Source organism: Rhizosphaericola mali (assembly GCF_004337365.2).
GTDB lineage: Bacteria > Bacteroidota > Bacteroidia > Chitinophagales > Chitinophagaceae > Rhizosphaericola > Rhizosphaericola mali.
In genome coordinates this window covers 4,316,041-4,338,700 of record NZ_CP044016.1, presented here as the reverse complement: position 1 = coordinate 4,338,700, position 22,660 = coordinate 4,316,041, and the positions used below count along the sequence as shown (strand labels likewise).

Genomic DNA, 22,660 nt, shown 5'->3' with positions numbered 1-22,660 from the left:
AATCCTATTAATCAATATATTTCATCAACTCAGGACTATCTGGCGTCACTTTGCTATCAAAATGTTTGATCAAATTACCTTTTTCGTCAATGATGAATTTGTTGAAATTCCAAGAAATGGTCGCATCTAATACACCATTTTCAGATTTTTCAGTCAAATATTTGAATATAGGTGTTGTGTTGTCCCCTTTCACATCGACTCTTGTCGTTAATGGAAAAGTTACTCCATAATTTTTTTCACAAAAAGAACTAATGTCTTTATTGTCTTGAAACTCTTGTCCACCGAAATTATCTGAGGGGAAACCTACGATAACCAATTTGCCGGCTTCGGCTTTGTATAATGCTTCCAAACCTTTGTATTGTGGGGTAAATCCACATTTGGATGCGGTATTTACGATCAAGATTTTTTTGCCTTTGAATTTGGAAAAATCGATCACGGATCCATCCAAACCTTCAATCTTGAAATCGTATATATTTTTTAGCTTTTTGCTTGTTTCCATTTGCTGTCGTTTATGTTCTTTGGAAATAAATGACGCACTTATCACGAAAAGTGCGACGGCCACTATGGCGTATTTTAATTTTTTCATTACGTATATATTTTAACTATTTGTAAAGTTACCATATCAAAATGAAAACAAACGCTAAAAGCTAAATATTTACTTTATTCGAAAGCGCCGATTGTTGGAGTCGTCGTGCTTCGTAGATTACCTTGATAATCAATCAATACGGCATTATCATAGAGCGCTTTTTGCAAAGCTGGAGAGTTATTTTGTAAATGAAAATCATAAATAGCTCGATCATTATTCACCGTTGTAAATAGCGGATCTACATTTAAAATCAAATTACTCGCCATCACATACGTCGGCGTAGTGCTCATTTTCAATAATGAATTCGTCAAAGAAACTTGTGCATTCGCTAGTTGTGTATCAAAACTTAATTCATTAGAAATAGTCGCATTTTCCCCATAAATAATAGAATTTTTAACGATCAGATTCAATGCAGTGGAATTATTTGTAACAGCCACGCAAGGATTATTATGTCCCAATAAATTATTGGAATATGCAGCAATCGTATTGTACAACAAATTGTAATTGCCTCCAGCGATGGAAATATTGTAATTATTATTGTAAATCAATGAATTATATAAATAAATATTCGAGTTAACAGCATCCATGCCGGCGTTACTACAATTATAAATTTCGCAACTATTCAATGTCAATTTGTAATTACTACTTACACTTGTGTTACTCGTATCCGCAATAGCTATTTGTGCATTTTTGATAGATGTATATTGTAAAATATTACTGCTGCTCATTGCCCCAAAAGTTAATCCGCCCCAAGAACCAGCAATGGTATTATATGGATCATCCAAACGATCCGTTGTCATCTGAATCCTAGACAAAGAATCACCCAATGCATTCAAAGTTCCATTAATTAATAGATGGGTATTACCATGAAAATAAACTTTGGCACCTTTTGCAATATTTAATTTTGTGTTCGTTGGTAAAAGAATATCATTCATCACGACAATCGGTAAATCGGCATTCCAAGTCGTGTCTTTGTTAATATTGGCAGTAGAAATATAATGTGCATTTTGTCCATAAGCCTGCAAATACAATTTTTCCACGTTTCCATTTAACCGGAAATTAATACTATCCGCAACAATAAATGGGCTCGTCGTTGCATTGGGCGAAATATTTACTTTGATAAAAACATACAAACTATCGCCAGCTTCTAAAATTACGTCTGTCAACGAATTTGCAGCTCTTCCATTGATATTTAATAAATAAGAAGAAGCATCGCCACCACCAAGATCAATCGAAGAAAAGGAGATCTTTTGGCTATTGTTGTTGAATATTTTTACTATTTGCGTAGCCGAACCTTGCGCCGTAAATACGGTATCAAATTTTACGGTATCGATACCTGTACTAAATGTCAAACTGTTAACAGCCTCAGGATCGGAAGTTAAATGATCTTTGGAGCAGCTCCACATGGTCCAACAAAAGAGAATAGCTAGGGTAAATATTCGCACAAATAGTTTCACGTAAATTACTTTTATCTACAACGAAAATAAGGCTTTGCTATTTTTCAATGCATGGATTTTCCTAAAGTTGCGACACTTAATTTCGTATCTGCCGCTTTCAATATTTCCAAACCACAAAATTCCAAAGTCGCGCCGGTCGTTACCAAATCATCAATTAAGAGAATATGTTTGCCTGCTAATCGCTCTGTTTTTTTCAATTCAAATTTATCTTCCATGGCGAGGATTCTTTCTGTGCGAGATTTATGTGTCTGCGAAGTTGTCGCCTTATTTCGAATCACAGCATCCGTGATGATTTCACATTTCGAAATCTGAGAGATTCCTTGACATAATAATTCAGCTTGATTGTAACCACGTTTTTTCTCTTTATCCTTGTGCAAAGGCAGTGGCACAAGTGCATCTATTTGAGAAAACCAATCAGATTCCTTCAATTTTTTGCCCAATAATTTACCCAAATAAATGCCCATATTTCTATCCTCTTTGTATTTCATCGAATAAATAAGCGTCTGAATAGCCGTATCATTGGTATAATAATAAGCACTTCCACCATTTTCGATAGATAATCTTCCTTTGAAAATATTTGTAATCGGATTTTCCTTCATTTTGAAAAAATGCGTCTGAGGCAATTTACTTTCGCATAATAAACAAAATGGTTGGCTTGAAGAGATAGCGTCGCTACCGCAACCCGCACAGAATTTCGGATAAATGATTTGTAAAAAATCTTGCAGCCAGTTGGTTTTCATAGTGATATAAAGTTACGGAATACAGGATTAATTTCATTTCTTTTAGTAATTAGATGATTTAATAAATTTATCTTACAAATTACAGATAAATTAAAATATCTACTAAAAATATGATATTTTGAAATATCTGCTAAATTACAGATATTTGAATAATGAAAATGCAAGCAATTATCACGGGAGATATGATTGGATCTACTCATATCGATCCAAATATCTGGTTGCCCATTCTGAAAAAAGCACTTTCAAAATGGGGAAAAGAAAACCGGAATTGGGAAGTTTTTCGCGGGGATAGCTTTCAGATAAATATAGAAGCAGAAGATGTTTTGAAATTTGTATATATACTAAAAGCGACTTTAAAGGCAGAAAATCTCGATGCGAGAATGGCGATCGGATTGGGTCCCATTAAATACATTGCGGATAATATAGCAGAATCCAACGGCGAAGCATTTATCTATTCGGGTAGATTATTAGACCACCTGAAACCAAAAAAATTAAGAATAAGTAGTGACTATCCAGAAAATGATTTAATTTTCAATACAGCATTTGACCTTGCAACATTAGTAATGGATGACTGGAAACCCGTTACAGCTAAAATCATTCAAACAGTATGGGAACATCCAGAAATGAACCAAACGGAAATTGCCAAACTTTTGGATAAAACCCAAAGCAATATCAGTGAAGGATTGAAACGTGCGGGTTATGAAGAACTGATGCAATTGGAAAATTTGTATACATTAAAAATCAAAGCTTTATTAAATGAATCTACTTCTTAGATTATTATTAGCTCATTTTTTGGGAGATTTTTTATTCCAACCTAATAAATGGGTGAAAGATAAATGCATACACAAGGAAAAATCCCCTTTCTTGTACGCACATCTAGGAGTTCATGCTATTTTATTGCTGATATTATTACAAGGGCAACATTTATTGGCAATTCTATTTATTCTCATTACACATTTCATTATCGATTGGCTCAAACTAAAATTTTCCACAGAAAAGAATCAACGACGATATTTCTTTTATGATCAATTTGCTCACGTTTTAATCTTATTATTAGTTACCAATCATTTCGTACCTGGATTTATCACTACAGACAAACTATTATCAGATCATGGTTTAGTTATAGTTATTACAGTATTATTTGCAACAGTTGTCAGTTCGATTATAATGAAAACATTGATAGGTAGGTGGGATATGACTCAAATTGACTCGCCAGAAAATTCATTAAAAGATGCCGGACTATATATTGGTATCTTGGAACGTATGTTTATAGTTGGCTTCATTTTACTCAATTATTGGGCGGGCGTTGGTTTTCTCATAACTATAAAATCGGTGTACCGCTTCAATGATTTATCCAAAGCAAAAGACCGAAAATTGACCGAATATATAATGATTGGAACGTTAATAAGTTTCGGATTAGGAATAGTAGCGGGACTATTTTGCAAATATTTATCATAAGGAAGGCATACGACTATTTGTGACTATAGGGTAAAATTCATGTGTATATCAATAATCATCTCTGGATAACAAATAATACTTTGGATTGACTATGAGCTTCTTACCTTTTCTTTCAAACAAGATAGAATTGATCACTACGGACTGACTATAACTCTCAACAATTTTATAAATAACAAAAAAAGTATTCCTATCTAGGGAATAGGGGCGAGATATTTTTAGATGAAATAGATTAGACTTATAATGATAAAAATCTTTATCCAAAGTATCAATAAATTCAATATTTCTATTATCTAAGGGAAGCGAGTTCAAATACTCCAACTTATATATAGGCAAATCTTTCTCTACATTTTTGTATTGTTTCATTGAGAAAAACTTGTTAGCAACAGGTAAAATACTATTATAATATTCTTCACTAGTTTTTTTTATATCCATAAACTTGCTGTCAATAATTATAGGTAAATATTCATTTTCCGATGGTGGACCATAATATCTTATGATTTGATGTTCCAAACGTTGGATAATCGTATCATACATAAGGATCTTATCTTTTTTACTTTGACAGAGACCAATATAAGATATGAATAGAAAAAAAATAAAAGTGAATGAAAATTTGAACAAAATACTTAAGTTTAATTATTCGGGACTATGACATGTTGTACCAAAATTACCTGTGTGTTGATAATTATTATTGGTAATAAGTTCTTTTTTTCAACTGCCAAGCCCCCTTTAGGAGACTATGCGGAGAAATTTTAATCAATAGAAAAAACTATAAATTGGAAACATCCCTAAGACAAATTCTTACTTAAATATCACCGTCTTATTTTTATACACAAATACGCGATCTTCAAATACTAATTGCATTGCTTCTGCTAACGTAGAAGTTTCAATTTCTCGACCAGCTTTACGCATTGCTTCCGCGGTGTAAGTATGATTTACCGGAATAACTTGCTGCGTAATAATCGGACCTTCATCTAAGTCATTGGTAACAAAATGCGCCGTGGCTCCAATTAATTTCACGCCACGTTCGTATGCTCTTTTATAAGGATTTGCACCTATGAATGCCGGCAAAAATGAGTGATGAATATTGATAATTTTTTTTGCAAAATGCGCCACAAATTCAGGTGATAATATACGCATAAATTTCGCAAGCACTATAAAATCAGGTGCGTATTTATCTATGCTTTCCTTTAGTCGCATTTCAAATATGTCTTTAGAAATATTTTCATGAGATATATAATGAAAAGGCACGCCAAATTTCTTAGTCAAATCTGACAATTCATTATAGTTGCCCACAACAGCAACTACTTCAGCATTCAAATTATCAAAATTATTACGCAACAATATATCACCCAAACAATGATATTCTTTCGTAACTAATACAACGATTTTCTTTTTCTGCGGAGGATTCACCGTGATCATCGCTCCTAGTGGTAATGCATTTGTCAATTTTTCCTTGATGGAGAGCGCATCTATTTCTACATCATCAGTGACGATACGGGCAAAAAATAAAGGCGCATCTGCTGCGACATGTTGACGCATCGAAACGATATTACAATCTGCATTGCGCAATATGGTCGAAATAATTGAAATCAATCCGACACGATCTTGGCATTGTATAACTATAGTCATTTATTCAAATAAATTTTAGTGTGCTTCTAACCAATTATCTCCGACACCTGTCTCTGCAAGCGCAGGAACTTCATTCGGTAAGACTAAAGCGTTTTTCATTAATGTAGGAACCAATTCTTTTAGAATATCTACTTCAGCTTTTTTGACATCAAAGATCAACTCATCATGTACTTGCAAAATCATTTTAGAAGCTAGATTTTCTTTCTGCATGGCAGCATGAATATCAATCATTGCTAATTTGATCATATCCGCAGCAGTTCCTTGAATTGGCGAATTAATGGCAGCTCTTTCTGCAAAAGCGCGAACCGTAAAATTGGAAGAATTAATATCCTTTAACCAGTTCTTCCTACCCATCAGTGTCTCGGCATAACCATGGTCTTGCGCAAATTGAATTTTCGTTTCCATATAACTACGAATACCCGAAAATTCCTCCATGTAACTATCAATAATTTCTTTTGCTTCTTTTCGACTAATACCCAAATTACTAGCTAAGCCAAATGCACTCTGTCCATAAATAATTCCGAAATTGACACTCTTTGCTTTACGACGCATGTCGCTAGTCACTTCACTTTCCGCAACACCAAAAACCTTAGCAGCCGTGGCTTTATGAATATCTTTACCTTCTTTAAATGCTTCACACATATGTTCGTCTCCACTAATTGCAGCGACAATTCTCAATTCAATTTGCGAATAATCGGCACTTAACAAAATATGATCACTATCTCTCGGAATAAAAGCTTTTCTAATTTCTTTACCTCGCTCCGTTCTTATAGGAATATTTTGCAAATTAGGATTCGTACTACTCAATCTACCGGTAATTGCAATCGTCTGATTATAGGAAGTATGCACTCTTCCAGTTCTTGGATTAATCAATGCAGGTAAGGCATCGACGTATGTATTACGCAATTTTGTCAATTCTCTAAATCCTAGAATATCATCTACAATTTTATTTTCTGCGGCAAGTTTTAACAATACATCTTCACCGGTCGCATATTGTCCTGTTTTCGTTTTTTTTGCTTTAGGATCTAATTTTAATTTATCAAATAGCACTTCTCCCAATTGCTTAGGTGATGCCAAGTTGAATTTCACGCCTGCTTCTTCATAAACACGATTTTCATAGTCAGCAGCATCTATTTCTAAGGTTTTGGAATATTCTTTTAAAAAATTTTCATCAATCTTTACGCCTTCAAATTCCATTGCTGTTAGGACTTTGATTAAAGGTGTATCTACTTTATCAAAAACTTTTCTTACACTTTTTTGCGTTAGAATTGGCTCAATTGCATGTTTTAATTGTAGTGTAATATCTGCGTCTTCCGCAGCATATTCTTTGACAACTTCCTTGGCAATATCGCGCATATTCAATTGACCTTTTCCCTTTTTTCCGATCAATTCTTCGATTTCAATAGGATGATAACCCAAAAATTGTTCACTCAAAAGATCCATATTCCGACGACCTTCCGGCTCAATCAAATAATGTGCGACCATCGTATCAAAGATTTCTCCTTCTAGTTCGATGCCGTACCACTTCATCACAAGCATATCATACTTGATATTTTGACCAATCCATAAAATCTTTTTCTCCGCAAATAAAGGGCGAAAAACTTCTAAGATTTCAGCTACTTTCTTTTGATCTTTCGGCATGGGTACATAGTACGCTTCTCCTTTTTTTACGGAAAAACTCATGCCTACAATTTCTACATTATTAGCATCTAGCCCAGTCGTTTCAGTATCAAAACAAATTTCTTTTTCTTTCAAAAGATTCCAAACCAATTGTTGACGATCTTCTTCTGTATCTACTAAATGATAGTCGTGTGAAGTATTTTTTATATCTTTTATTTCTAATTCAGGAACATCAACTATAGTTTCTGTTTTACCTTTACTAGTTCCTTTGGTTTCTACTACATTTCCAAACAAATCCGTTTGAACATTTCCACTAACAGGAATTTGAAAACCTTCCCCCAATAGTCTTTTACCTAAAGTTCGAAATTCTAATTCTCCGAAAATATTTGCCAATAGATCTTTATCCCATTCTCCTAATTCAAAATTATGCTCATCAAACGTCACAGGCACGTCGGTAATAATCGTGGCTAATTTTTTACTCATAATCGCAGAATCTTTACCCGCTCTGACCTTTTCGCCCAATGCACCTTTAATTTCATCTGCATGAGCTATCACACCCTCTACCGTATCGTATTGTTTCAATAGTTTAGCCGCAGTTTTTTCACCTACACCAGCAATTCCTGGAATATTATCCACCGCATCACCCATCAATCCCAATATATCGATGACCTGATCGACGCGTTCAATATCCCATTTTTTACAAATACCTTCTGCATCGATAATCTCTTTTGGATTACCCATGTAAGGAGGTTTATATATAAATATTTTATCGTCATTCAATAGTTGACCATAGTCTTTATCGGGCGTAACCATATACACTTGATAACCTTTCGCAGCGGCTTCCCAAGCCAAAGTTCCGATAATATCATCCGCTTCATAGCCATCCAATTCTATTGTTGGAATATTGAAACCATGAATTATTTTTTTAATATCGGGAATGGATATAATCAAATCTTCGGGAGCTTCTTGACGATTTGCTTTGTAGTTTTCATAGTCCTTATGACGTGTAGTGGGAGCATGTGTATCAAAACATACAGCAAGATGCGTTGGTTTTTCCTTTTGAATTAAATCAATCAACGTATTGGTAAAGCCGAATTGTGCATTGGTATTTTTGCCATCTGAGGTAACACGCGGACTTCTGATCAACGCATAATACGCTCTAAATATCAACGCCATCGCATCGAGCAAGTATAATTTTTTTTCCATAAAAGCTAAGGTAACAAAGAAGCAGGAAAAATAGATTTTCGATTAAAATTTATGTTTTTATAAATAAAAAAAGGAGACTCTAAAAAGAGCCTCCACCGTCTGTTCATCATCGAAAACTACACCTATTTTTTAAGATCAAAACGATCTAAATTCATCACTTTTACCCAAGCTTTTACGAAGTCGTTAACGAACTTTTGCTGAGCATCGCTACTTGCATAAACTTCCGCTATTGCACGTAACTCAGATTGTGATCCAAAAACCAAATCCGCTCTAGTTGCACCCCATTTGCGCGCACCTGTATTCAAATCATAACCTTCGAAATATTGATTTACTGGATCTTTTGGTTCCCATTTTGTTTGCATATCTAACAAATTGACAAAGAAATCATTGGTCAATTGTCCTTTACGATTGGTAAATACGCCAATATTTGAATTATCATAATTTGTTCCAATAACACGCAATCCACCAACAAGAACCGTCATTTCTGGAGCAGTCAAAGTCAATTGTTGTGCTTTTTCCACCAATAGTTCTTCCACATTTGCATTCATTCTTTTGATATTCACATAGTTACGGAAACCATCTGCTATAGGTTCTAAATAACTAAATGAATGAAGATCCGTTTCAGATTGTAAAGCATCCGTTCTTCCTAAAGTCACAGGAACAACAATTTTTTCACCTGCAGCATTTGCAGCTTTTTCTATACCAACACTACCACCAATGACTATCAAATCAGCCAAACTTACTTTTTTACCATCAGACAAACTATGGTTAAATTCAGTTTGAATTTGCTTTAATTTATTCAAAACACTATTCAATTCTTCAGGGTTGTTTACTGCCCAGTTCGTTTCTGGTGCTAACTGAATATGCGCTCCGTTTGCCCCCCCCCGCTTATCACTCGTTCTATAAGTAGAAGCAGAAGCCCAAGCCGTTTTTACCAATTCTGTTATAGTTAAATCAGAAGCAGCAATTTTTTCTTTCAATTGATCTACATCATGGCTATCCAAAATTTTATAGTCCGCTTTCAGAATGGGATCTTGCCAGATAAAATCTTCTGTTGGTACTTCATCACCCAAATATCTTGACTTTGGCCCCATATCACGGTGTGTCAACTTGAACCAAGCTTTTGCAAAAGCAATAGCAAATTCGTCCGGATGTTCCAAAAATCTACGAGAAATTTTAGCATAGTTGGAATCATAACGCAAAGACAAATCGGTTGTCAACATAGTTGGCTTATGGGATTTTGATTTATCAAAAGCATCAGGAACCATTAATTTAGAATCTTTTGCGACGTATTGAAGTGCACCAGCCGGACTTTTTGTTAACACCCATTCATTTTCAAATAAACTATGGAAAAAACCATTACTAAACTTAGTTGGTGTTGTTGTCCAAGTTACTTCCAAACCAGAAGTAATCGCATCTTTTCCACTACCTGTAGCATAATTGCTTTTCCATCCTAACCCTTGAGATTCTAATCCAGCAGCAGCAGGTTCTGGTCCGACATGAGCAGCGTCTGCAGCACCATGCGTTTTACCAAAACTATGACCTCCGGCAATTAAAGCAACGGTTTCTTCGTCATCCATTCCCATATTTCCGAAAGTCTTCCTGATGGCAGCTGCCGCAGTTAATGGATCTGCATCTTTATTTGGACCTTCTGGATTTACATAAATCAATCCCATTTCTGTTGCAGCTAAAGGATTAGCCAAACATTCAGGATTACGATGCGCCAACCAAGTTTTTTCATTACCCCAATAAATATCCTTATCCGCTTCCCATACATCTGCACGTCCACCACCAAATCCAATGGTTTTGAATCCCATATTTTCTAAAGCAACATTACCAGCAAGCACAATCAAGTCAGCCCAAGACAATTTTTGACCATATTTTTGTTTTACTGGCCACAATAGTCTACGCGCCTTATCCAGGTTGGCATTATCTGGCCAGCTATTCAACGGTTCAAATCTTTGTTGACCACGACCAGCACCACCTTTACCATCTTGAATTCTATAAGTGCCCGCACTATGCCATGCCATTCTGATAAAGAAAGGTCCATAGTTACCAAAGTCTGCAGGCCACCATGATTTAGAATCAGTTAATACATGATCAATATCTTTTTTTACTTCTTTTAAATCCAAAGTTTTGAATGCCGCAGCGTAATTAAAATTAGGATCTAATGGATCTGACAATTCTGATTGTTGACGTAATATGTCTAAAGTCAATTCATTTGGCCACCAGTCCTTACTTTTAGTGCCGTGGCTTGTTGCATCTACATCCATTTCGCCATTTAAAAATGGGCATTTTGTAATATCTTGTTCTTGACTCATAGTTTCACTTTTTGATTTTGAGTTATGATAACTTCCTTTAGATTGAGCATACACACTAGTACAACTCACTATAGTTGCTACCGCAAATAATAATTTCTTCATTGTTTCTTAAAATCTGTTCTATAGAGCAAAAGTATAGTTCTACATATTTATAATAAAAATGAAAATATTATACTTGAATAGATAAAATCTATAAGATATATTAAAATAAAAACAGGTCTCTATCCTAATGATAGAGACCTGTTTTTAATAAGGTAAACTATATTTTTATTGTATTAATTTATCAATTGCCTTGTGCGCATCTTCAAAATGAAAACCAGCCAATACTTTATACATAGTAGTTTCGATTTTATCATTACAAAGATTACCTAAACTACCTTCGTGGGTGTGATGTAATTCAATATTTTCATAGTTGAAAGTTCCATTTTCTATAGACAAACCAACTTGCTTGTACGCATCTCTGAATGGAACGCCTTCCAATACTAATTTATTCACTTCTTCTACACTGAATAAGTATTTATATTTTTCTTCTTTTAAAATATTATCGCGAACGGTCATATTATTGATCATCAACTCAACAATATCAATACAACTTCTTAACATAGTTAGTGCAGGGAAAAGATGTTCTTTCAACAATTGTAAATCTCGATTATATCCCAATGGAAGATTAGTCGTCATCATCATAATCTCATTTGGTAATGCCTTAATACGATTACATTGTGCTCTGACTAATTCGAATACATCTGGATTTTTCTTATGCGGCATGATGCTACTTCCTGTAGTTAATTCAGCAGGGAAATGTATAAAATCGAAATTTTGATTGCAATACATACAAGCATCCATGGAAAAACGAGCTAAAGTATCTGCCACATTTGCCAATGCCATCGCGGTGATTCTTTCCGCTTTACCTCTACCCATTTGTGCATAAACTACATTATAGTTCAAATCTCCAAATCCCAATAATTCCGTCGTCATCGTACGATTTATCGGAAAAGAAGAACCATAGCCAGCAGCCGAACCGAGAGGATTTTTGTTTACAATATTATAGGCAGCTTTCAACTGAATAGTATCATCTACCAAACTCTCCGCATATGCACCTAACCATAGTCCAAAAGAAGAAGGCATCGCAATCTGCAAATGTGTATAGCCCGGCATCAATACATTTTTCCATTGCTCACTTTTTTCAATAAGTAATTTGAATAAAGTTTGAACAGAACTCACCGTTTTTTCAATTTCACTACGTAAAAATAATTTGATATCTACTAGAACCTGATCATTTCTACTTCTTGCAGAATGTATTTTTTTCCCGGTATCGCCCAATTTTTGGGTAAGTAAAAATTCTATTTGAGAATGTACATCTTCTACATCATCTGAAATTGTGAATTTATCATCACCTTCAGATTGCGTTTTCGCATAAATATTTTTCAATTCAGCCAACAAATCATCCTTTTCCGATTCCGTCAATAAGCCAATAGATGCAAGCATAGTAGCGTGCGCCATATTACCTAAGACATCATATGGCGCGAGCAATAAATCAAACTCACGATCACGTCCAACTGTAAATATTTCAACATCTTTTAACGAATCCGTATTCTTTTGCCAAAGTTTCATTGTAATGGATTATGTACTTTTGAAAAATTCTAATACGTGCAAAGAAACTGAAAAAATTATTGCAATGGACTTTTCTTCTTTTTTACAATCTTTAAATAATCATCAACCCACAGAAGATTTTTCCGCAGAGCTGCAGGCTTTGTGGTGGATTCGTAAAGATCAATGGAATATAGCCCATGATATGGTGCAAAATTTATCAAGTAAAAATGCAGCACTAATACACGCTTTATTGCATAAAATCGAAGGTGATATTTGGAATGCCAATTATTGGTACGCAAATGCTAATAGCAACAACCCCAACATTTCAATAGAAAAAGAATGGGAAAATTTAGTCAAAAAAATACTTTAAATTCATGATGGAAAACAAGTGTTATATCATAATGGGCGTTTCTAGCTCAGGTAAAACTACAATGGGAAAATATGCGGCAAAAATATTGGGATGTGATTTTATAGATGGCGATGATCTGCATCCGGAAGCCAATATTGAAAAAATGTCCGCAGGTATTCCACTCACAGATGGAGATCGTGAACCATGGTTTGTAATAATAGGTAAAGAGGCAAACGATTATTTGACAAAAAATAAATCTATCGTAATTGCTTGCTCCGCACTAAAATTAAAATATCGTGAGATCTTGCGACGAGAGATTTCCTCTATTCATTTTATCTATCTAAAAGGAAGTTACGGAGCAATATTGGCTCAGATGCAAGCTAGAAAAGGTCATTTTATGCCCGAATCACTTTTACAAAGCCAATTTGATATATTGGAAGAGCCAACGGATCAAGAATCAGATGTGACTATATTACCCATTGGCAAAGGAGAAAAAGAAAGATTAGACAACCTCTTTAAACTTCCATAACCATTTCTTTTTTTATTTGAGCTTTCAATCGACTTAGACTTTGTGGTTCTACTCCTAAATAAGATGCGATTTGATATTGAGGAATTAATTGAAATAAAATAGGTTCTCTTTCAATTAATTCCAGATATCTAGTTTTCAAATCTTTAGTACACATATCTGTCAGAATATTGGTCACAAAAATATTAGTCATTTTTATGATATATGATCTAATTTTTTCAACTTTAGGTATTTCTTTCTCTAAAGCTATTAAATCTTTATAATCAAAATAAATATAAATGACATCTGTTGCAGCTTCCATATATACATCATCAGAATATCCTGTCACATAATAATAAACGTTGCCAAAGGCACAATAAGGATTGGAAAAACAAAAAGTACGATCTACACAATCAACATACCTATAACCCCTTAATATACCAGAAATAGGCAACCAAGCCAGTGTAGATAATTTTTCCTTAGGAGCATAAAGTAGTTGTCCTGCCCTTGCATGACCTAACTTTAAAATTTTTTCCATTCGACGCAATTCCTCTTCGGTAAATATTGCGATTTGACTCAAATGAAATTTAAGTATTGCTTGTGGCTCTATAACTTGCATAAACATCATTTATTAGAATGATACAATTCATGAAATTTTACTTTAATCCTACTCAAACTTTGTGGTTTTACCCCCAAATAAGATGCAATATAGATTTGCGGCAAATTTTTTATTTCATCTGTTTCCAACTCCAAAAATTTCTTATATCTCAATAATAAATCTTCTGTTTGGAAAATAAATAGTCGATTAATATTTGCAACATAACTCGTCTCGACAATCCGTCGACGAAGCGTTTCCCAATTATCATATTTTTTCAAAAAATCAAATACAAAACTTTTGGACATGGAGATATATTCCAAATCTGTAATTGCTTGGTAGTAAAACTGTGTCGGCACATTTTGTAGATGACTTGACATGTCAAAGGAAAATCGACCTTTGTAAGCAAATTCTATTGTAAAATCACCTTTTTCTCTTTTATGAAAAACACGTAAAAAACCTTTCGTCACAAAAAACGATTCCTGAAATATGTACCCCGGCGCTGCCAAGTAATCCCCCTTTTTCGCTTCTAAAAACTGTATATTATCAATAAACTCCTTCAATTCTTCATTAGAAGGTTGAATTATTTTACAAATAAATTCTACAAAAATATTGGTAGATCGTAGCTTTAGATCATCGGTATTTTTCTTACTTACTCTCCTTTCCAAAAGCCTCTCATTTTAATCTAAATATACTTTATTCTTTTTAATTCGATCTTACAAGAGAAAATTAAATACTTAAAAATATATTAATTAGTCACTTTGAATAAAGTAGCAAACATCGTATCTGCACGTTTTCCTGCCCCAAACAAATAACCGGTTTTTTCTAAAACAACATGATTATTTCGCTTTAATATTTCAGATACAACACTCTCATTTTCTTGAGTAAATACAGAACAAGTAATATAAAGCAAATATCCCCCATTTTGAACATATCTAATTGCATTGTCCGCAATTTTAACCTGCAACGCATGCTTTTCTTCTATATCTGAAGGAGTGTAATAAGACAAATTTTCTGGACTTCTAGCCCATGTGCCCGAGCCAGAACAAGGAGCATCGCACAATACAAACTCAAATTTTCGTTTAGGATCCTTAGATATGGGAGTTGCCATATCCATTACATTAGCTGTATAAAACGTTATACCTGCTTCATGAAATCTTTTTTTCAAATTATTTAAAATACTGGATCTTATATCAGTCACATTTAAAAAAACATCAGGAAAATAATCGTGAAAAAGCATTGCTTTACCTCCACTTGCCGCGCAACAATCGAAATAAGATTTCACAGGTATATCCGGAAAATATTGTGCAATGGATTGTGACATATAGTCCTGCACGACAACTTCTTTATTAATTTCAAAATATTCTTCAATTTTGATATTCGGTGGAATACGCAAACAATACTCATTTTCCCAATGATAATTCCAATCTACTTTTTTTAGCTTCTTTTTGACAATTTCCAACTTTTGCGGACGAACACGCAAAAAAACATCCGGCTGTTGCAAAAAAGATATTTGAAATGTCTCTTTATCAATTTTGTCAGACAATTTATCAAGGAATGGGAAACTATGTACCCAATTAAAAGCAGGAAACTGATTTTGTATAATCTCAATTCGCTCATTTAGATTAGACGCATCGAACCAATGTTTATCAAAAATTGCATCATATTCTGATAAATCATCCGAACACAAATACACGGCGATACGAATAGCTATTTCCTTTTCCGAACCGAGTAGTGCTGATGCCACCCGAAAATAACAATAACAAAAATGGGCAATCCATCGGCGATCTTTGCTACCGTATTTTTTATTTTCTGCAAATTGCGCTTTTATAAAATGAGCAAACGGCAAGGAACCATCATATTTATCAATAAAATGCTGTGCCGAATTGGAATAACTGTTAAATCTATTTGGATACATCGTATGCAAAAATATAACTCCTAAAACAAAAAATGCAGTTCTCTTCTATGTACATTCGCATTTATGAAAACTTTGGAAATTGCTGTTTTTAATATAGAATCTGCACTACTAGCACAATCTGCGGGCGCAGATAGAATAGAATTATGTGAAAATCCGTTTGACGGCGGCACGACTCCATCCTACGGAACGCTAAAATCAATTTCTGAAAAAATACAGATCCCGGTATTTCCCATTATTCGCCCAAGAGGTGGAGATTTTTTATATTCGGATGATGAATTTGAAGTCATGAAACAAGATCTTATTATGATCAAATCACTTGGCTTCAAGGGTGCAGTCATTGGATTATTGAACGCCGATGGGCATATCGATACCATTCGTACAAAAGAATTAGTTGATTTAGCAGCAGACATGGAAATCACTTTTCACCGCGCATTTGATAGATGCATTGATCCTTTGCAATCTTTAGAAGATGTAATTGCTACTGGTTGTAAACGTATATTGACAAGTGGTCAAAAACCAAATGTCAATGATGCGCTACCTTTAATTACGCAATTAATCAAAAAAGCGGACAATCGCATCATCATTCTCCCAGGAAGTGGCGTACGTGCACAAAAATTATCAATTCTATTTGAGGAAACCGGTGCTTCTGAATGTCACTCTTCCGCAAGAATGGAAGCAACTACTAAAATGCAATTCATTGTTGAATCAATGAATGAAAATCTTACTTCAACTTTAGTGGATGAGAATGAAGTAATTGCGATGAAAAAAATCACACAGTCATTTAAAAATTAGTATATATTAAGTTAAAGCATAATTTATTGGCATGATTTTAGAATTTTAGATCTCAATAAAATTCTGAAATCATATCCATGAATTACACGATACTCATATTATGGGTAGCTTTGATAATTCTTTGCCTATTATGGTTAAATATATCCAAAAAACTGAAAACAGATTTTATCGATAGTATTAACTATGAAGACGAGAAGAAAAACGCCCCAGTATATATAGAGGATTTGTTAAATAACAAATTACTCTACGTAAAATCATGGATGCACGATAAATCGATTGATAGTATAGCCGTCGCAAGTATATCTAAGGACTGGCAACGTTCTATGAAAGAATACTTGCTTACAACTATTAATAATCAAGAAAGCAAAATGCATAGCAATGAAGTAGCATCAGAATGTATTTTTGTAATCAGTGATGATCAGCTATATGCATTTGTACCCAAATTAAATAGTTCAAAAATTTATATTTACAAACTAGAAAAAAACTTATTAGCGAATGCAAAGCTTTCCATCAAAAATTCCTATTTCAAACTCAGTAATTACTTAAATTCAACACTAAGTATTTTGGCAAATCAGACAAATAATTATATTAAATTCAATCTTCCTTTTACAAATTCGTCTATCCTTTACTATATAAAAAATAAGAAAAGAGAATACGACGACTCTATAAAAAATATCATTATAAACTATAATTTTTTACAATCCCTAGAACACAAGTATCCGAATATCAATCCTCAAAATACAATTGAGGAAAACATCCAAAACAAATCTATTGCTTCGTAAATAAGAGTGCTTGCTTATTTTCATTTGTAGTAATTAACAAACTATAATCGCCGTTTGGCAATTCTTTACATTTTACATAAAATGGTCGATTACTCGAAACATTTCTTTTAGAAAAATGAATATAACTTTTCCCTTGCGCATCCATAACTTGAAAATTTACATTTTCCAAATCTTGACTAGCTTGTAATTTAATTTCATTAGAAACTAATGTATTTTCAATCGCAAATAGTGCACTTGAATCTCTTGTATTTTCTTTAGTATTTAAACTACCGACTTCTGGTTTATTTTCGCTTGAATAACTAAAAAGAGAAACTACTGGATAGTGATCGGAAGTTGTTCCTTGTTTATAGTCTTTTATCCAATCTTGTACATCACCTAATATCTGAGTCGAACTTGGAATATAATATGAATATAAAGTATTATTCACTATTTGATTATCGATGATAGAACTATAATGTATCGTTGATTGTTGATAATTACCCGAAACATTGGATGTTAAAATATGAAATCCGTCACTTGAAAATGCAACGTAAGGAGATTGTGATTCACTTCGAGTTATAGTTGTAGTTGTCTCATCGTTAAAATCCCCAACTAAAACAAAGGGTTCATTTGCAAAATCCTTTTCAATATTCTCTGCTAATATATTTGCAGCATCTTTTCTACGGTTATAACTTTCCTGATCAGCACCAGATTTCGCATGCAAAATCATCACATTTAAAGATTGATTTTTACCATTGAATGAAATATATCCACTTAATAAATAAGGATATCGACCATTCGCTAAATCATATCCCAATCGACCATTGTTTCTCAAATAACCATTTACCTGAATATTTGTCAATAAATTTTTGCGAACTATAAATGCCATTTTTTGTGCTTGTTGCCAGGAAGAGCTATTGCTATTTTTAGCATTACTAGCATAATCAGAAATAAAATATTGATAATCACTTGGCAATTGCCGAACGACATTTCCAAATCTTGCTGTATCTACAATTTCACATAATGCATAAATATCTGCATTCAAATTCGTCAAAATTTTCAAGACATTTTTTTCCTGCAAATCTTTATCTTTCGGACCTTCTAAAGACGAACCGAACCATTCAATATTCCAACTTACGATTTTTAATTGTTCCTTATTATTGACAGATGCCGAGGAAATAGTCTCTTTTTGTTGTTCGCTCGATGACGTGCAACTAAAAAGAAATAGTGCCATTAATAGAACTACATAGTTTTTCATCATTCAAATTAAATCATTTTAAAGCATAGATTATCTGAAATGATTTACTTTTTACATTTTTGAAATAATAAATCTGATTTACCTTTGCCGCGTTATGGAAAAAAAAGTTAGAACCAGATTTGCGCCTTCTCCTACCGGCGGCTTACATTTAGGTGGAGTTAGGACAGCATTATATAATTATTTATTTGCCAAACATTTTGGCGGCGAATTTATTTTAAGAATTGAAGATACAGATCAAACTAGATTTGTTCCTGGTGCGGAAGAATATATTACAGAAACATTGAAATGGAGTGGAATCAATCCAGATGAAAGTCCTGCCAATCCTGGTCAATACGCACCTTACAGACAAAGTGAGCGCAAACCAATGTATAAAGAATATGCGGAAAAATTAATCACAGAAGGTCATGCATATTATGCATTTGACACTCCAGAAGAATTGACCGCAATGCGTGAAAATTTCAAATCAGAAAGCAATCCATCTCCGAAGTACGACTTCACATTAAGGGATAAAATGCAAAATTCTTTGTCTCTAACGGAAGAAGAAACAAAAGCCAAAATCGAAGCCGGAATTCCTTATGTCGTTCGTATCAAAATGGAGGCGAACGAAAAAATCACTTTTACCGATTTGATTCGTGGAGAAGTGAGTTTTAATACGTCCGATGTGGATGATAAGGTTTTGTTGAAAGCCGATGGTATGCCAACCTATCATTTAGCAGTGGTTGTAGACGACTATTTGATGAAAATCACACATGCATTCAGAGGAGAAGAGTGGCTTCCTAGTTCGCCTATACATATCAAACTATGGGAATATCTTTTCGGCATTGAAAATATGCCAGAATGGGCGCATTTACCATTGATTATGAAACCTGATGGCAAAGGCAAATTAAGCAAGCGTGATGGAGCGAAACTAGGATTTCCGGTATTTGCAATGAACTGGACAGATCCAAGAGATAATGAATTTACGGAGGGATTTAGAGAAAGAGGATTTGTGCCAGAGGCATTTGTAAATATGCTTGCATTAATCGGTTGGAACGATGGTACAGAACAAGAATTATTTTCTTTGAAAGAATTGATCGAAAAATTTGACATTACTCGTGTTCACAAAGGTGGTGCAAAATTCAACTATACAAAAGCCTTATGGTTTAACAAAGAGTGGCTTAAACAAATACCTGGAGTAGATTTAGTCCCAGCAGTTAAACCTTTATTATTAGCAGATGGCGTGACAGAAAAACAAATTGATGCCGATATAATATTGGCAGGAGTGATAGATTTGGTAAAAGAAAAATGTACTTTATTGCCAGATTTTGTCAAACAAGCAGATTTCTTTTTCCGTAGACCTGCAGAATTAGATACAGCATCCGCCATTAAAAAATGGACGCTTGAAGATGCTAAATTTTACAAAGAGCAATTAATTCCAGTTTATGAAAACTGCGCCAACTGGACTGCACAAAATTTGGAAGAATTATTCATGGAAACTACGCAAAAAGCAGGCATCGAAAAACCTGGCAATTTGATGCTTCCGCTTCGCATTATGTGGGTAGGTGGTAAATTTGGTCCACATGTATTTGATGTTGCTGCATTAATAGGAAAAAAAGAAGCGCTTGAAAGAATGAATATTGGTTTGAAAGCGATCGAAAAAGCGTTCGAAGAAAAAGCTTAAAAAATATCAAAGTACTAATAGCGACAAAGCCTTGTATCGATGATACAAGGCTTTGTTACTTTACGGCATTATAGTACTTATTTAATTTCGCCCCGAATAATTCCTAACTATACTTTGACTATTTAATTGGTATGAAATACATTATTAAAAAATCAATAGTAGAATAGGAAGTATTTAAATATACCAATAGAAAGGTATTCGAATAAAATTAAAAAAAGCTTAATTTTCCAACTTAATTCAAATTCACGTTCATGATCCATTCTAAAAAAATACGAGCCTTATTATTGGGTGTCGCAAGTACAACTTTAGTAAACGCACAGAATATTGACAAAATAATCAATCCTACATCAGTCAAGAGTATACTTTCCGTATTGGCGTCAGATGATATGCGAGGAAGAAAAACATTCTCCCCAGATATTGATAGAGCCGCTGAATTCATTGCATCAGAATTTAAAAAAACAGGATTAAGCTATCCGAAAGGACAAGAATCATATTTGCAAAAATTTTCCGTTTATAAAACATCCATTAGTTCGGTCAAAGGAACGATCAACAATCAAGCGATAAATTCCGAAAATATACTTGCAGTCTCTACCCAGAAGAATATAGATGTCACCCAAAATAATGGATACAAAATAGAGACTATAGAAAGCAAACAAGTATTGTTCTCCATAGCTATGGCAGCTATCCATAGTAAACAAAATACAATTGTTATAGTCGACACCTCTTGTAGTAAACTATTTAAAAGATTGTCTTATTTCACACAAGCAACTTTTGAAAGTCCTTATTCTGTAATATTTATTTTAGGCACACAGACTCCATCTACATTTGATATTCATATAGAACAAAATCTCGAAGCACAAAAATTACAAAATGTAGTTGGTATTATTCCTGGAAAAACCAAACCCGATGAATATGTTATTTTCTCCGGACACTATGATCACTTAGGTGTCGATCCTAGCAAAGGAACGGACAGTATCTACAATGGTGCAAATGATGATGCATCAGGAACTACAGCCGTAATCGAATTAGCGAAATACTATAAAAAACTGAACAACAATGAACGTACTTTGATCTTTGCAGCCTTTACAGCCGAAGAAATTGGTGGGTACGGAAGTCAATATTTTTCACAACAATTTGACCCTAACAAAGTAATTGCCATGTTCAATATTGAAATGATCGGAACTGATAGTAAATGGGGCAACAACTCCGCTTATATTACAGGATTTGAAAAAACCAATATGGGCGAAATTTTGCAAAAGAATTTGCAAGGTTCCAAGTTCCAATTTTATCCAGATCCTTATACAGAACAAAATTTATTTTACCGTTCTGACAATGCAACCCTTGCGCGTCAAGGCGTACCGGCACATACGATAAGTACATCTAAAATGGATAGTGAACCGAACTATCACAAATTGAGTGATGAAATCAGCACACTTGATTTAACAAATATGGCAGAAATAATAAAGTCCGTCGCTGTCAGTGCTCAAACTATAATTTCGGGAAAAGACACCCCAACTAGAGTAGATGCAAGCTCCTTAAAATAAACAAAAGTCCGCACTAAATATAGTGCGGACTTTTTTATCTATACTTCTTACTTACTAATTAGTCGATAACTACGGAATTCAATCCTTTTTCAACTGCTCTATCTTTCAATGCACTAACATTAAGACCTTCAATACGGAATGTTGTAACATCAGTCATTCCTAAAAACCCTAATACAGTTCTCAAATATGGTTCTGTAAAATCATATGCTTTATAGTCGCCTTCTGAATAAACGCCACCAGAAGAGATTGCCAAATAAACTTTTTTACCAGTTAACAAACCAACTGGAGCTCCGTCAATATATTTAAAAGTTTTACCACCTACTGCTACGTGATCAATATAAGCCTTCAATACAGAAGGAATACCGAAATTATAAAATGGTACTGCGATTACGATAGTGTCTGCTTCTTGTAATTCTTTGATTGCTTTGTTAGAAAAAGCATCTAATCCTTTGATAGAATCTGCTTGATTTTCCAATGGAGTGAAAAATGCAGCTAAAATATCTGGATTAAGATGAGGAATTTTACTATCAACGATATCTTTTTTTATTACAGAACTACCATCATATTTTTCGCTGATTTTGCTAACGATGTGATCAGCCAATTTTGTACTGAAAGATTCTGCACCTCTTGCACTAGCAATAACTTCTAAAACCTTTTTCATAAATATCTAT

At 33.9% G+C, this 22,660-nt stretch carries 21 protein-coding genes; 8 read left to right on the top strand and 13 right to left on the bottom strand.

Features of this window, described 5'->3' with window-relative positions:
- Window positions 1-7: 7 nt before the first annotated feature.
- The 3 genes from E0W69_RS18665 to E0W69_RS18655 form a co-directional block, all read right to left on the bottom strand.
- Window positions 8-586 carry a glutathione peroxidase gene (locus E0W69_RS18665; RefSeq protein ID WP_131331576.1) on the bottom strand — a complete coding sequence of 193 codons (579 nt, stop codon included), beginning with the start codon at window positions 584-586 and terminating at the stop codon, window positions 8-10.
- A gap of 74 nt (window positions 587-660) precedes the next feature.
- Window positions 661-2,043 (bottom strand): hypothetical protein, encoded by a 1,383-nt coding sequence (locus E0W69_RS18660; protein WP_131331575.1) that lies wholly within the window; start codon window positions 2,041-2,043, stop codon window positions 661-663.
- A 44-nt stretch (window positions 2,044-2,087) separates the two neighbouring features.
- Window positions 2,088-2,783 carry a ComF family protein gene (locus E0W69_RS18655; RefSeq protein WP_131331574.1) on the bottom strand — a complete coding sequence of 232 codons (696 nt, stop codon included), beginning with the start codon at window positions 2,781-2,783 and terminating at the stop codon, window positions 2,088-2,090.
- Between the two features lie 158 nt (window positions 2,784-2,941).
- Between E0W69_RS18655 and E0W69_RS18650 the strand changes: the two genes are divergently transcribed.
- Together E0W69_RS18650 and E0W69_RS18645 are read left to right on the top strand one after the other, a co-directional pair.
- The gene (locus E0W69_RS18650; protein ID WP_131331573.1) at window positions 2,942-3,556 is read left to right on the top strand and encodes a transcriptional regulator; all 615 of its coding nucleotides are present in this window, start codon (window positions 2,942-2,944) and stop codon (window positions 3,554-3,556) included.
- Complete coding sequence (locus E0W69_RS18645) at window positions 3,540-4,241, top strand: DUF3307 domain-containing protein (protein WP_131331572.1); 702 nt, start codon at window positions 3,540-3,542, stop codon at window positions 4,239-4,241. The genes E0W69_RS18650 and E0W69_RS18645 overlap by 17 nt, the downstream gene beginning before the upstream one ends.
- 48 nt (window positions 4,242-4,289) lie before the next feature.
- On the opposite strand, the gene E0W69_RS18640 is transcribed toward E0W69_RS18645, so the two are convergent.
- The 5 genes from E0W69_RS18640 to argH form a co-directional block, all read right to left on the bottom strand.
- A complete protein-coding gene (locus E0W69_RS18640; protein WP_131331571.1) occupies window positions 4,290-4,775 on the bottom strand; it encodes a hypothetical protein in 486 nt (161 codons plus the stop codon).
- A 264-nt stretch (window positions 4,776-5,039) separates the two neighbouring features.
- The gene (gene purU / locus E0W69_RS18635; protein ID WP_131331570.1) at window positions 5,040-5,870 is read right to left on the bottom strand and encodes a formyltetrahydrofolate deformylase; all 831 of its coding nucleotides are present in this window, start codon (window positions 5,868-5,870) and stop codon (window positions 5,040-5,042) included.
- Window positions 5,871-5,885: 15 nt separating this feature from the next.
- The gene (polA, locus tag E0W69_RS18630) at window positions 5,886-8,696 is read right to left on the bottom strand and encodes a DNA polymerase I (RefSeq protein WP_131331569.1); all 2,811 of its coding nucleotides are present in this window, start codon (window positions 8,694-8,696) and stop codon (window positions 5,886-5,888) included.
- A gap of 122 nt (window positions 8,697-8,818) precedes the next feature.
- Entirely contained in the window at window positions 8,819-11,119 is a 2,301-nt protein-coding gene (gene katG / locus E0W69_RS18625; protein WP_225321317.1) for a catalase/peroxidase HPI, read from the bottom strand.
- A gap of 165 nt (window positions 11,120-11,284) precedes the next feature.
- Window positions 11,285-12,628, bottom strand: coding sequence for an argininosuccinate lyase (gene argH, locus E0W69_RS18620; protein WP_131331568.1), 1,344 nt, complete (start codon window positions 12,626-12,628; stop codon window positions 11,285-11,287).
- Between the two features lie 4 nt (window positions 12,629-12,632).
- Here argH and E0W69_RS18615 point away from each other — a divergent pair, with 4 nt between their 5' ends.
- Both E0W69_RS18615 and E0W69_RS18610 read left to right on the top strand, forming a co-directional pair.
- Window positions 12,633-12,977: a hypothetical protein gene (locus E0W69_RS18615; protein WP_225321316.1), complete on the top strand. Its 345-nt coding sequence runs from the start codon at window positions 12,633-12,635 to the stop codon at window positions 12,975-12,977.
- 4 nt (window positions 12,978-12,981) lie between these two features.
- The gene (locus E0W69_RS18610; protein ID WP_225321315.1) at window positions 12,982-13,485 is read left to right on the top strand and encodes a gluconokinase; all 504 of its coding nucleotides are present in this window, start codon (window positions 12,982-12,984) and stop codon (window positions 13,483-13,485) included.
- On the opposite strand, the gene E0W69_RS18605 is transcribed toward E0W69_RS18610, so the two are convergent.
- From E0W69_RS18605 to E0W69_RS18595, 3 genes are all read right to left on the bottom strand, one after another.
- On the bottom strand, window positions 13,472-14,080 hold the full coding sequence (locus E0W69_RS18605; protein ID WP_131331567.1) for a Crp/Fnr family transcriptional regulator: 609 nt from the start codon (window positions 14,078-14,080) through the stop codon (window positions 13,472-13,474). The two genes, E0W69_RS18610 and E0W69_RS18605, sit on opposite strands and share 14 nt — an antisense overlap.
- A 5-nt stretch (window positions 14,081-14,085) precedes the next feature.
- A complete protein-coding gene (locus E0W69_RS18600; protein WP_131331566.1) occupies window positions 14,086-14,724 on the bottom strand; it encodes a Crp/Fnr family transcriptional regulator in 639 nt (212 codons plus the stop codon).
- An 80-nt stretch (window positions 14,725-14,804) separates the two neighbouring features.
- Window positions 14,805-15,974, bottom strand: a complete 1,170-nt coding sequence (locus tag E0W69_RS18595) for an RsmB/NOP family class I SAM-dependent RNA methyltransferase (protein WP_131331565.1) — start codon at window positions 15,972-15,974, stop codon at window positions 14,805-14,807.
- Between the two features lie 63 nt (window positions 15,975-16,037).
- Between E0W69_RS18595 and E0W69_RS18590 the strand changes: the two genes are divergently transcribed.
- Both E0W69_RS18590 and E0W69_RS18585 read left to right on the top strand, forming a co-directional pair.
- Entirely contained in the window at window positions 16,038-16,766 is a 729-nt protein-coding gene (locus tag E0W69_RS18590) for a copper homeostasis protein CutC (RefSeq protein WP_131331564.1), read from the top strand.
- A 77-nt stretch (window positions 16,767-16,843) separates the two neighbouring features.
- Window positions 16,844-17,548, top strand: a complete 705-nt coding sequence (locus E0W69_RS18585; protein ID WP_131331563.1) for a hypothetical protein — start codon at window positions 16,844-16,846, stop codon at window positions 17,546-17,548.
- Here E0W69_RS18585 and E0W69_RS18580 read toward each other — a convergent pair.
- Window positions 17,535-18,788, bottom strand: a complete 1,254-nt coding sequence (locus E0W69_RS18580; protein WP_131331562.1) for an endonuclease/exonuclease/phosphatase family protein — start codon at window positions 18,786-18,788, stop codon at window positions 17,535-17,537. The two genes, E0W69_RS18585 and E0W69_RS18580, sit on opposite strands and share 14 nt — an antisense overlap.
- A 91-nt stretch (window positions 18,789-18,879) precedes the next feature.
- Here E0W69_RS18580 and gltX point away from each other — a divergent pair, with 91 nt between their 5' ends.
- Together gltX and E0W69_RS18570 are read left to right on the top strand one after the other, a co-directional pair.
- The gene (gltX, locus tag E0W69_RS18575; RefSeq protein ID WP_131331561.1) at window positions 18,880-20,445 is read left to right on the top strand and encodes a glutamate--tRNA ligase; all 1,566 of its coding nucleotides are present in this window, start codon (window positions 18,880-18,882) and stop codon (window positions 20,443-20,445) included.
- Window positions 20,446-20,696: 251 nt separating this feature from the next.
- Window positions 20,697-21,989, top strand: a complete 1,293-nt coding sequence (locus E0W69_RS18570; RefSeq protein ID WP_131331560.1) for a M28 family metallopeptidase — start codon at window positions 20,697-20,699, stop codon at window positions 21,987-21,989.
- A 58-nt stretch (window positions 21,990-22,047) separates the two neighbouring features.
- On the opposite strand, the gene E0W69_RS18565 is transcribed toward E0W69_RS18570, so the two are convergent.
- Window positions 22,048-22,650 carry an FMN-dependent NADH-azoreductase gene (locus tag E0W69_RS18565; RefSeq protein ID WP_131331559.1) on the bottom strand — a complete coding sequence of 201 codons (603 nt, stop codon included), beginning with the start codon at window positions 22,648-22,650 and terminating at the stop codon, window positions 22,048-22,050.
- Window positions 22,651-22,660: the final 10 nt, after the last annotated feature.